At 74.3% G+C, this 11,742-nt stretch carries 9 protein-coding genes and 1 tRNA gene; 6 read left to right on the plus strand and 4 right to left on the minus strand.

The window, feature by feature from the left end:
* The first annotated feature begins 31 nt into the window (after window positions 1–31).
* Window positions 32–105: transfer RNA gene (locus ACIQ6R_RS31525), tRNA-Pro, on the plus strand.
* Between the two features lie 135 nt (window positions 106–240).
* Complete coding sequence (locus tag ACIQ6R_RS31530) at window positions 241–771, plus strand: hypothetical protein (RefSeq protein WP_404225011.1); 531 nt, start codon at window positions 241–243, stop codon at window positions 769–771.
* A 172-nt stretch (window positions 772–943) separates the two neighbouring features.
* Here ACIQ6R_RS31530 and ACIQ6R_RS31535 read toward each other — a convergent pair whose 3' ends face one another.
* The gene (locus ACIQ6R_RS31535) at window positions 944–2,023 is read right to left on the minus strand and encodes a hypothetical protein (RefSeq protein WP_404225012.1); all 1,080 of its coding nucleotides are present in this window, start codon (window positions 2,021–2,023) and stop codon (window positions 944–946) included.
* A gap of 78 nt (window positions 2,024–2,101) precedes the next feature.
* On the opposite strand from ACIQ6R_RS31535, the gene ACIQ6R_RS31540 reads away from it, so the two are divergent.
* On the plus strand, window positions 2,102–3,916 hold the full coding sequence (locus tag ACIQ6R_RS31540; protein WP_404225014.1) for a LuxR C-terminal-related transcriptional regulator: 1,815 nt from the start codon (window positions 2,102–2,104) through the stop codon (window positions 3,914–3,916).
* Window positions 3,917–3,950: 34 nt separating this feature from the next.
* On the opposite strand, the gene ACIQ6R_RS31545 is transcribed toward ACIQ6R_RS31540, so the two are convergent.
* Window positions 3,951–6,755, minus strand: a complete 2,805-nt coding sequence (locus tag ACIQ6R_RS31545) for a CHAT domain-containing protein (RefSeq protein WP_404225172.1) — start codon at window positions 6,753–6,755, stop codon at window positions 3,951–3,953.
* Window positions 6,756–6,952: 197 nt separating this feature from the next.
* Here ACIQ6R_RS31545 and ACIQ6R_RS31550 point away from each other — a divergent pair, with 197 nt between their 5' ends.
* The 3 genes from ACIQ6R_RS31550 to ACIQ6R_RS31560 are packed head-to-tail and all read left to right on the plus strand — an operon-like array spanning window position 6,953 to window position 9,524.
* Window positions 6,953–8,386 carry a S8/S53 family peptidase gene (locus ACIQ6R_RS31550; RefSeq protein ID WP_404225016.1) on the plus strand — a complete coding sequence of 478 codons (1,434 nt, stop codon included), beginning with the start codon at window positions 6,953–6,955 and terminating at the stop codon, window positions 8,384–8,386.
* Window positions 8,387–8,394: 8 nt separating this feature from the next.
* Window positions 8,395–9,033: an RNA polymerase sigma factor gene (locus ACIQ6R_RS31555; protein ID WP_375911458.1), complete on the plus strand. Its 639-nt coding sequence runs from the start codon at window positions 8,395–8,397 to the stop codon at window positions 9,031–9,033.
* On the plus strand, window positions 9,030–9,524 hold the full coding sequence (locus ACIQ6R_RS31560) for a hypothetical protein (protein WP_404225018.1): 495 nt from the start codon (window positions 9,030–9,032) through the stop codon (window positions 9,522–9,524). Before ACIQ6R_RS31555 ends, ACIQ6R_RS31560 begins: the two co-directional genes overlap by 4 nt.
* Window positions 9,525–9,546: 22 nt before the next feature.
* Here ACIQ6R_RS31560 and ACIQ6R_RS31565 read toward each other — a convergent pair whose 3' ends face one another.
* Complete coding sequence (locus ACIQ6R_RS31565; protein ID WP_404225020.1) at window positions 9,547–10,770, minus strand: cytochrome P450; 1,224 nt, start codon at window positions 10,768–10,770, stop codon at window positions 9,547–9,549.
* 70 nt (window positions 10,771–10,840) lie between these two features.
* Complete coding sequence (locus tag ACIQ6R_RS31570) at window positions 10,841–11,626, minus strand: N-formylglutamate amidohydrolase (RefSeq protein WP_404225021.1); 786 nt, start codon at window positions 11,624–11,626, stop codon at window positions 10,841–10,843.
* Window positions 11,627–11,742 lie beyond the last annotated feature (116 nt).

An 11,742-nucleotide genomic window follows, 5' to 3' on the forward strand; every position in this document is an offset into this window, starting at 1 on the left:
AGCGCGATCACACGAAACGTGGGCCGCGCACCGGGACGTGGCGCAGCTTGGTAGCGCACTTGACTGGGGGTCAAGGGGTCGCAGGTTCAAATCCTGTCGTCCCGACTTGCGTTCTTCGCAGGTCGTAGGCCGTTTCCGCTGAACAGCGGGAACGGCCTTTCTGTCGTTGCGCCGTTCACGATCCCACCCAATCGGAAACAAAAGTTGACGACCGCGATTCACGGTAACTATGGTTGTCGCATGACTTCCGCTGAGGCCACCGCCGACGAGCGGGCAGAGTTGGACAAAGCCCTCTACGACGCCCTCGATCCCCTCGCCTCCGCCATTCGCTCCCGCGCGTCGGGGCTCTCCGAGGCCGGCAGTTGGGAGGCGGACCCGGTTGACGTGACTCTGTCCGTCCTCGCCGCCTGGAAGGTGGTGGACGAGGAGGTCAAGCGGCTGACGGCGTTCGCGGCGGCCACCGCCGGCTCCTACGGCGCGAGCTACGAACAACTGGGCGCCGTCTGGGGTATCACCCGGCAGGGCGCGCGCAAGAAGTGGCCCGACGCGGTCCCCCGTCGCTCGACAGCGCGGAAGGACACGGCGCTCGAACTCTTCGGCGGAACGGCCGAACTGGCGCAGGACCCGACGTCCGGCGAGTGGACGTGGACGGGCGACGGCGCGGACGGAACGCACGGCGCCGCCGAGGGCGACACCGGGTACACGACGAAGGAAGAGGCCGCCGCTCATGCGGGAGCCTTCCTGCGGGAGCACGCCGCCGACCCGTCCTAGCGCGGGAGGGAGAGGCACCCCGTGCGGCGATCAGTGCCGTGTCCGCCGCCCCCCTCGCGCGGCGGACACGACGTAGCCGGAGCACGTCACCCTCCCCCGAAGGCGACGTGCCCCGGCCGTCCCCCGGCGCCGGACTGTGGCCGTGGCGCCCGGGTGCTCTGGAGCCCCGCGGTCACCAGTACATGACCGCCGTCTCGCCCGCACCCCACGAGGAGTACAGACGCACCCGGACGACATAGCGGCGGCCCTTGACGAAGCGGGCCCTGATAGTGGCGTTGCGGGGTGTTCCCCCGTCGTCCTGGCCCGCGAGGTAGCGGGGCTTTCCGTCCCGCACCTCGAAGATCACGACGACGGCGTCGCTGTCACCGAAGGTACCCACGGTGTACTCGCGGGTCTCCGGCGGATCCACGCGGAAGTCGGCCTGCTCGCCCGGCCCGAGCCCCAGCGGCACCGAACGGAACGGCACCAGCGGGCCCGGCCGGCCGGTGGACGGATACCAGCGCAGGGCGAACTCCTTGTCGGCGGCCGAGAGGGTACCGGGCGGGTGCAGGCCCGAGCGGTAGTGCTCCGGCTCCAGTATCAGCCCCGACGGGAAGGGGTACTCCATGATCGACTGGGGGTCCCAGACCGGGTTGTTGGCCTCGTCCGAGTCGAGCTTGCGCAGGATGTTGTGGAACGTCCGCTCCCGGCTCCAGTGGTTCGGCGGGCCCGCCAGTTCGGCGTAGACGGCCTCGTCGTCCCAGAGGATGCCGGCGAACGGGCTCTGGTGCTCGTGCAGCATGCCGAGCGCGTGCCCGATCTGGTGCAGGGCCGTCGCACGCTCCCCGGGCGCGGTGAGGTCCCAGCCGAAGTTCATCGTGCGGTCGTTCAGCCCCACCCGCAGCGCGTCCTTGCCCACCGCCGACCAGGACCCGTCACCGGGCTGGAAGCCGATCCGCAGTTCGGCCTCCGAGCGGTCGCCGACCTCGGTGAGGACGAGCCCGATGCCGAGGTCCTGCCACTCCCGGAAACAGTCGCGCACCACGTCCCGCTGCTCGTCGGTACCCACCCACGACACCCGCCGAGGCCGGCCGGTACCCGGCATGGGAACCACGGACGAGTCGGTGTCGCCCCCGAGGAAGCAGTAGTGCAGCACGGTGCCGTTGACCCACATCCGCTGCCCGCCGACGAGCGCGGCGAGGCGCTCTGCGGCCAGCCCCGGCGCGAACACGGGGGCAGGCTGCTGCGCGAGCGAGCAGTAGCGTGCGGTCATGGCCTCCAGACTGCCGTCCGGCCCGGTCCGGGCGCCTGAGTCGGGGGCTACTCAAGTCACCCTGTATCAGGGCTGAGTATGCCGACTCATGTTGCCGTGACGACTTCTCCGCGGACCCCGAAGACCCTGCAGGCGCCCTGGCCGTTCACCGGGCGGACGGACGAACTGGATCTGGTGCGCCGGTCCCTGGCCGCCGGACGCGGCGGCATCGTGGTGACGGGCCCGGCGGGCTGCGGCAAGACCAGGCTCGTGACGGAGGCCGTCCGGGGCACGGACCACGCCAGGGCGGCCGGGACCCCCGCGACCCGGGAGATCCCCTTCGCCGCCTTCGCCCACCTGCTGCCCGAGACCGTCACCCTGCACCGAGCGGTACAACTCCTCTCCGGTGTACGGCTGCTGGTGGTCGACGACGCCCACCTGCTCGACGACGCCTCCGCCGCCCTCCTGCACCAACTCGCCGTGCACGGCCGCACCCGGCTTCTGGTCGTCGCCGCGGAAGGCGTCCCCGTGCCGGGCGCGGTGTCCCGGCTGTGGTCCGGTGAGTTGCTGCCTCGCCTCTGCCTGGAGCCGCTGCCCCGCGAGGAGACCGCCGACCTGCTCACGGCCGGTGCGGGCGTCGCCGTCGAGCCGCTCACCGTCGGCCGGCTGCACCGCCTGTGCCGGGGGGATCTGCGGCTGCTGCGCGAGCTGCTGACCGCCGTGTGCGAGCGAGGGCTGCTCGCACGGGTCCCGGACACGGACCAGTGGGCGTGGCGGGGACCGGTCCCGGTCACCACGGCCGTACGGGAACGCACCGCCCACGTCCTCGACCGCGCCCGCACCGAGGAGCGCGAGACGCTCGAACGCCTCGCCTTCGCCGAGCCCCTTCCGCTCGGCCTGGACGCCTTCGACGTATGGATCCTGGAGCGGTTGGAGGCCGAGGGGCTGGTCATCGTCGACGACCACGGCGCCACCCGACTCGCCCACCCCCTGCACGGCCCCGTCCTGCGCGCCGCCGCGGGCCGACTGCGGGCCCGGCGGCTGGCCCGCACCCCGGACCGGTGCGGGCCGGCGCTGGCGGCGGAGCGGGCCGCCCTGTCCCTGCGCGTCGAGCAGGCCAACGTACGGGCGCTGGAGACACCGGTGGGGGAGTGGCTGGCGGCCGAAGGGGCGCCCCTGCCGGTGGAGTACGCGGTGCTTCGCGCCCGGTTCGCCCGCCTGCGCGGTCGGCTGCACGAAGCCGCGGCCTGGGCCCGCGAGGGCCTGCGCGGCAGCCCGGACGACGCGTCGTGCCGCGAGGAACTCGCCCTGGCCGCCGCCCAGTCGGGCGACGCGAAGGCGGAGAGCCACGGGGCGGCCGCACCCTGGGCCGCCGCCGCACGCGGTGACCTCGACGAGGCGGTCCGGGCGGCCGCTCGCACCGGGGACCCGTACGACGCCGTCCGGCTCGGCGCCCCCGAAGGGTCGGCCGGCCGGCTGACCGGAGTCTTCGCCGGACACGCCGACGCCCTCGCGCGGGGTGACGGACCGGCGCTGGACCGCGTGGCCGAGGAGCTGGAGCGACGTGGGTTCCTGCTGTTCGCGGCCGAGGCGCAGGCCCAGGCGGTACGCGCCCACCGCGCCCCGGGCGCCGCCCGCACCGCCCGCACCCGCGCCGTCGCCCTCGCCCGGCGCTGCCAGGGCGCGCGCACCCCCGCCCTGTCCGCTCTGGTACTCGGCGAACTCACCGCCCGCCAGCGGCAGATCGTCACCCTCGCCGCCGCGGGTCTGAGCAACCGGCAGATCGCGGAGCGACTCACCCTGTCCGTCCGCACCGTCGGCAATCACCTGTACGGCGCCTACACCCGCCTCGGCGCCGGCGACCGCGGCGCCCTGCCCTGGCTGATGGAGCTGCCCGAGCCCCAGCCCGCCTGACGTACGGAGAGACCACGCGGAGGCAGGCCGGTGCTCAGGCCGCCCCGAACGCGGAGAACGCCCACCCCGTCGCCTGGTGCACCGCGTCGTCCGGCAGCGCCGCCCGCGCGTCGCGCAGCGCCTCCGCTAGGGACAGCCCCGCGTCCAGGCCCTTGTGCAGCGCGAGCATCAGCGGCACCACCGCCGCGTCGTTGACCGGCGCGCTGCACGCCACCACCCCGGCCGTACCCAGCGGCAGCAGCGCCGTGACCAGCCCGAGCAACTCGTCCGCGCCGACCGAGGCGAAGCGGGCGGTGTCGCAGCAGGACAGGATGATCCGATAGGGGCTGCGGTCGAGCCGTTCGAAGTCGTGCACGATGAGCGGCCCGTCCGCCATCCGCAGCGACGAGAACAAAGGGCTGTCCGCGCGGAAGGTGCCGTGCGCCGCGATATGCGCCAGCGCCGCCCCGTCCAGCTCCCGCAACACCCGCGGCACCCGCGCCGCGTCCCCCTCCAGCACGGTAGGCACCTCCCGCCGCCCGGCGTCGCCGTCCGGTTCGGTGGGCCGGGCTTCGCGTGTCTCTGGCGCTTCTTCGTCGCCGCCCGGTCCGGCGGGCGTGGCCTCACGTGCCGCTGGTGTCTTTTCGCCGCCGTCCGGTCCCGCGGGCCGGACCTCACGTGCCGCTGGCGTCTCTTCGTCGTCCTCCGGTGTGGCCGGCCGGGTCCCACGCGTCGCCCACGCCTCCTCGCCGTCCGGCGTCCGCGACACCGCCCCGTACCGGTCGGCGAGTTCCGGTACCTCGGCGCCGCCGCTCGCCAGCCCCGGCCCGCGCACCAGGACCTGGCGGCCGCCCAGCGGGGGCGCGGTCTCCTTCGCGCGGAGCCAGCTGCTCGCGGACGGCGACACACTCAGGACCCGTTCGCGCAGTACGGGCAGCAGGGCCCAGGGCACCCGGTGCAGCCGGGCCGGGGGGACCACGACGACCGGGCCGGAGCCGAGGTGCGCCGCGGCGGGGCCCAGCAGGAGTTCCTGGAGGCGCGCGCCCGCCGCCTCCACCAGCGGCAGCCGGGCCTCCGCGCCCGGGTGGGCCAGGCGCCGGAGGCCGGCCTGTACATGCTCGGCCTCCCGTTCCGCGTCGGCCAGCAACCCGGCCTCGAACCGCCGTACCCGGCCCTGACCGCACAGCAGTACGTGCACGCGTCCGTCGAGCACCGCAAGCTCCACCAGCCGTACGTCGTCGCCCAGCCGCCGCAGCAGGCGCCCCACGTCGAACCGGTCGCCGTCACCCGGCGCCTCGCCCCGCATGTGCAGGGTGCGGGAGCGGATCTCCCGCTCCAGGCGACGCTGTTCGCGCTCCAGGGCGGGGACGGGACGGCCGCCGTCCGTCCGGGCCTCCTCCGCGCGGGCGGCGATCTCGCGGAACGCCGTCATGCCGCTCAGCAGCGCGGGGTCGGCCGGCGGCCGGGTCGGCGGCGCCGCCAGTACGGTCGCCCGCCAGCGCTCGCTCCACACCAGCAGCCGCCGGGGCCCGCCCGAGACCAGACTCGCCCGCTGCGCCAGCGCCGCCAGCTCCGCCCCCTGCGCCGTGGCCCGTGCCCGCAACTCCGAGGCGCCCAGCGTCATCCGGTGGTCGTCGAGGACGTCCAGACCGCGCCGGCAGGCCTCCAGCACACCCCGCGCCGACCCCGCCCGCAGCGCCTGCGCCGCCCAGCCCGTCATCCGCGCCAGCGGCGGCCCGCTGTGCCGGCTGCGCGCGGCGACCGCCAGATGCCGTTCGGCGTCCGCCGTCCAGCCCAGCCCGAGCGCGATCCGGCCCGCGAGCAGCGACGCCTCCGGGGCGGCCGGCGCCCCGAAGGCGGCCAGCCGCTCCGCCACCGCCGCCGCGTCCGCGACCAGCCGGCCCGAACCGCGCCCCGTCGCGACGCGGGCCTCGATCAGCACCAGGCGGGCGTGCGTCTCGTACCAGGTGCGCCGCTGCCCGGCGAACAGCCGGACCGCGACGGCCGCGCGCGCGAGCGCGGTCTGCGGATCACCCGCCAGCCGGGCCGCTCGCGCCGCGACCAGCAGCAACTCCGCCTTGCGGGTGGACTGCCCGCCGATCCCGTCCAGCGCGGCGATCGCCCCGTCCGCCTCGGTCAGCGCCTCCGTCGCCAGCCCCGCCGCCATCAGCACCTCGCAGCGCCGGATGGTGAGCATGAACGTCGGCGTGCCCAGCTTCGCGTACCGCTCCTCCGCCTCGTCCAGCAACCGCAGCGCCGCCGGCACGTCACCGGACCGGAACGCGGCGAGCCCTCGGCTCTCCACCGCGTCGGCCTTGTCGTGCTCCTGGCCGGTGGTGTCCCACAGCGCCTCGGCGGCGGTGAAGTCGGCGTCCGCCCGCTCCACCGCGCCGAGCGCCAGATGCACGGTGGCCCGCAGGGTCAGCGCCCGCGCCGTCCAGATCACGTCGTCCGCCTGCCGCAGCACCGGAATCGCCCGCCGTACGTCCTCCAGCGCCTCGCCGTGCCGGCCCAGCACCCACCACACGTACGCCCGCCGGTACAGCACCCGCGCGCGGGTGTGCCCGGTACCGCGCGCCACCCCCTGCTCGAACGCGGCCAGGCCCTCCCGGGTGCGGCCGGAGTGCACCAGCGCGACCCCCAGCGTGGCCAGGACGTCCGCCTCCCGCTCCGCCGAGTCCGCGCGTGCCGCGAGATCGCGGGCGCGCCGCAGATGCGCCAGAGCCCGCCGGGTGTCCCCGAAGTCCCGCTGCCAGATGCCGACCACCTGATGGGCGATCGAGGCGTGCAGCGGTGAGGGATCGGCACCGAGCAGTTCCTCCGCCCGCGCCAGCGCTTCGTTGGGGGCGGCGAACACCATCGGCAGCAGTTGGAGAACCGAGTCGCTTCCCGCTGTCACCCCACGGATGGTAGTGCTCCGGAACCGCGCCACACAGGTTCGAGTCTGTATCAATCAGCCACCCCCGGACTCTGATTGACGACCGTCGCCGAGACCGCGGACGAGACGGTCGCGGCGACCGCCGCCACCACCGCCGCCGCCCCAGTGGAGGAAATGCCATGGCACCACAGAGATTCCGCGAGCAGTTCGACCAGATCCAGCGCTCCATGCCGGGCGTTCCCTTGGCGATGGGGCCGGACGACTCCGCCGAGTTCTTCTACGAGAAGGGCGTCGTCCTCGCCCGCGACGGTGAGGAGGCCCGCATCGTGGAGGACACCGTGCGCGACCACTTCACCGCGATGTCCGGCCTGACCCCGGACCACGTGCGCCGGGCGAGCCCCGAGACCAACCGCACCGGCATCACCCGCATCCAGGTCGCCGACCCCGGTGAGGGCGACGGCGGCGGCGATCCGACCGTCGCGCACGCGCTGCGCTCTCTCAGGACGATGGAGGGACGCGCGGGCCGTCGGCTGATCAGCCGCAACCACGTCGTCTCCATCGCCGTCAACGCCTGCCCCGGCGACGAGCCCGTCCCCGCCCCGATCGGCGAGCCACCGAACCCGGCCGCCGCCGAGACGCCGTACGACGCCGGGACCGCCGTCGGCGTCCTCGTCATCGACACCGGCCTCATGCACGACTACCGGTCCTACCCGCTGCTCGCCCACACCGACGGCGACGCCCAGATCAGGGAGTGCGACGACGACGGCATCCTCCAGCAGTACGTCGGCCACGGCACGTTCATCGCCGGGCTCGTCGCCGCCGTCGCCCCCAACACCGAGGTGACCGTTCGCAACACCCTCAACGACGCCGGCGCCATCCTGGAGTCCGAGCTGGGCGAGAAGCTCTTCGAGGCCGTCGACCGGAGCGGCTGGCCCGAGATCCTCAGCCTCTCCGCCGGCACCTCCAACGGCCGCACCGACGGCCTGCTCGGCTTGCACGCCTTCATGACGGAACTGCGCGACCAGCGCACCCTGCTGGTCGCCGCCGCCGGCAACAACGCGAGTGCCACGCCCTTCTGGCCCGCCGCCTACGCCGACCTGCCCGGCTGGGAGAAGTCCGTGCTGTCGGTCGGCGCGCTGCGCGCCGACGGCGAGTTCGGCGCCTGTTTCAGCAACCACGGCGGCTGGGTCAAGGCCTACGCCCCCGGCGAGCGCCTCACCAGCGCCCTCACCGGCTTCGGCACACCCGTGCCGTACGTCTACCAGCACTCCACCTACGACGCGTGCCGATACGGGTTCGGCTACGCCTGCACCTGCCAGTACCCCCGCCACAACGGGGTCCTGAGCGAACCGGGCGAGGCACCCGCCAAGCCGGACCAGGTGATGTTCGAGGGCCACGCGCAGTGGAGCGGCACCTCGTTCGCCACCCCCGTCGTCGCCGGTCTTGTCGCTTCCCACATGACGGCGCACAAGGAGCGGGACCCGCGCGCGGCCCGCAAGCAACTGCTCGCGGCCAACACCGAGTACGCGGAGGTACGCGGAGCGCACGTACCGGCGCTGCTGCCGCCCACCTGGCGCCCCGTCCCCCTCGACCCGCCGGCCGGCGGGTCGTGAGCGGCCGGATGCCGGGCGGAACCACCCACTCCACGGCGTACGATGACGTGTCGTACACGAGGGGTGGGACCGTGGACCGTGCAGATGTCGGGGTGCTCGTCCAGTCGGCCGCCGACGGGGACGCGGCGGCCTGGAAGTCACTGGTGGACGGGCTGGGCCCGCTGGTGTGGTCCGTCGTGCGGGCCCACGGACTGTCCGATGCCGACGCGCACGAGGTGTACCAGACCGCCTGGTTCCGGTTCGCCCAGCACCTGGGGCGGATCCGCGAACCGGAGAAGACCGGCTCCTGGCTGGCGAGCACGGCACGGCACGAGTGCCTGAAGCTGATCAGAGCGTCGAAGCGGTGGACGCCGACCGACGATCCGCAACTGCTCGACCGGCCGAGCGAGGACCGCACGCCGGAGGAGTCGGTGCTCGACTCCGAGGAGGCCGCCGCGCAGACCGAGCGCGTGCGGCGGTTGTGGCAGGAGTTCGAGGAACTGGGCGAGCGCTGCCGCCAGTTGCTGCGAGTGCTGATCTCCTCGCCGCCGCCCAGTTACCAGGAGGTGTCCGCCGCGCTGGGTATCGCGGTGGGCAGCATCGGGCCGATGCGCCAGCGCTGTCTGCGCCGGCTACGGGCCCGGCTAGAGGCACGGGGGACGATATGAGCGACATGAACGACGACTTCGGGGACGAACCGTCCGACGGGACGTTCACCGACGAGGAACTCGGCACCGGCCTCCTGGAGGAGGAGCTGCGGCAGGCCGCCGCGATCCTGGACCCGGTCCCGGCCGAACTGCGGCAGATCACCGTGGACGCGTTCGCCCTGCACGACCTGGACGCCCGCGTCGCCGAGCTGACCTTCGACTCGCTGGTCGACGCCATCCCGGTCAGAGGAGCGACGGACCCGCCGCGGATGCTGACCTTCCGCGCGGACGAGATGACCGTCGACGTCGAGGTGACCGCCGACGGCCTGATCGGCCAGGTGCTGCCGCCGGGGCCGGCCCGGATCGAGGTCCTCAGCGGTCCGCTGGCGCACGCGCGGCTGACGGCGGACGACCTGGGCCGGTTCACCGGCGGGGCGCCGCCCACCGGCCCCTTCGCGCTGCGGCTGCGGACCGGCCGGGAGGTGGTCGTGACGGAGTGGCTGCGCGCCTGAGCCGCCGGTCCGCGGTGACGGCCTACCAGGCGCAGGGCAGGGTGCGCGGCCCGCGGATCATGGTCTTGCGGCGCCAGGCCACCTGGTCGGCGGGGACCGCGAGCCGCAGCCCCGGCAGCCGTTCCAGCAGGGTGTCGACGAGCAGTTCGGTCTGCATCCGCGCGAGCACGGCACCCGTGCAGTAGTGGTGCCCGTTGCCGTAGGCCAGGTGCGGGTTGGGAGCGCGGTCGAGGTCGATCCGGTCCGGGTCGGGGAAGACGTCCGGGTCGCGGTTGGCGGCGAGGTAGGACACGTACACGGGGTCGCCGGCACCGATGCGCACCCCGTGCACCTCGACGTCCTCCGACGCGATGCGGGCGAGGCCCACCGAGGTGCGGTGCGAGATCCAGCGCAGCAGCTCGTCCAGGGCGGTGTCCCGCGCGTCCGGGCGTTCCCGCATCCGGGTCATCAGTTCCGGGCGGGTCAGCAGCAGGTACAGCATCTGACCGACGTTGTGCGTGACGGCCTCCCCGCCGATCTGCAGCGGCCCCGCCAGGCCCACCGCCTCCGTCTCGCCGACCTCGCCGCGGCCCACGGCGGCGCCGAGCATCGAGTACACGTCGTCGCCGGTGCTGTCGGCGCGGGCGCGGACGGTCTCCGTGATCCACCCGTACAGTCCCCGCTTCGCCCGCTCGGCGGCCTCCGCGCCCCCGGAGGTGGAGATGATCTGCCGCGTCCAGGAGTGCACGCGCTCCCGGTCGGCGGCCGGCACCCCCATCACCTCGCTGACGACGGCGATCGGGAACGGCTCCAGGACCCGCTCGACCAGGTCCGCCGGCGGTCCGTCCCGGACGATCCCGTCCACCAGGCCGTCGAGGACCTCCTGCGCCCGGGGCCGCAGCCGCTTCGTCGCGCCCACGGTGAACGCCCCCGCGACCGCGCGCCGCAGCCGGTTGTGGTCGGGCTGGTCCGCGAACGCGAGCGAGCCGGGGCGCGGCTTGAAGTGCGGGGCGAGCCGCGTGATCTGCCGCCTCGTCACCTCGGCCCGCCCGAACCGGGGATCGTTGGTGATCGCCTTCACGTCCTCGTACCGGGTGGCCAGCCACGCCCAGCCCTCGCCGTGCGGCAGCCGGACGCGGGTCAGCGGCCCCTCGCGCATCAGATCGGCGAGGACCGGGTCGAACTGCGGGCCGTCCAGGTCCAGGGCGGGCCAGTCCCGCACGGGGGGCGGGGACTGGCCGGTCAGCGTGGTGGTCTCCTGCGTCATGCACCCACCCTCACCGCGCACCCGGGCGGCTGTCGCGCGGGAGTGCTCCAGCCGGTGGGCGGGCCCGCGGTCAGCCCGGTACGGCGTCGACGAGGGCCGCCAGCGATGCCGCGAGGCGGGACAGCCCGGGCCCGGCCGGGCCCCCGGGCTCGGTCATGTAGGTGTCCCGGCGGATCTCCACCATCAGCGCGCCCACCTCGCGCCGCTTCCCGTAGAACTCCAGCGGCACGTACGTCCCGCTGAACGGGCTGTCCAGCCCCGTCTGCCCGCACGGGGCGAACGCCTCCCGGGCCGCGTCGAGCAGCTCGGACGGCGTGTGGAACGCGTCGGTGCCTAGGCAGACCGGTGGACGCGGGCCCTCGCCGTGCAGCTCGTAGGGCAGCGGCTCGGTGGGGTAGGAGTGCACGTCGATGATCACGGCCCGACCGGTGGCGGCGAGCCGGTCGGCGACCGCCGCGGCCATCGCCCGTGCGTACGGCCGGAAGTACCGCTCGATCAACGGCTCCGGGTCGGTGCCGTCGGGCCGCAGCGCCTCCCGGTGCGACGTCCCCGTGTACACGGCGCCCATCCCGACGGCCGTCATCTCCTCCCGCTCGTCCGGGAACCGCTCCGGGTCCACCACCAGCCGCGACACCCGGTTGACGAACCGCCAGGGCGTGAGTCCGGCCATCTTGGCCGCGACTTCGGCGATCCGGTCCGTGTGCGAGTCGGTGATGTGGTCCAGCTCCCGTTCCAGCGCGGCGTCGTCCAGGAGGATGCCGGGGCGGACGTCGGCGGGTATCCGCCGGGAGGAGTGCGGCACGTGGAGGAGCACGGGGGAAGCCGGGTCGCCGGGGACGAGCTCGAAGGAGGGCATGAGGCTGCTCCGCACAGACGTAGATAACGCGGGGACGCGGGGACGCGGGGACGGGAGAGACGCGCACCCCGCCTCCGTGGACGGAGACGGGGTGCGTCGCGGGCCTTCGGGCCGGG

The organism is Streptomyces sp. NPDC096048 (genome assembly GCF_044763415.1).
GTDB lineage: Bacteria > Actinomycetota > Actinomycetes > Streptomycetales > Streptomycetaceae > Streptomyces.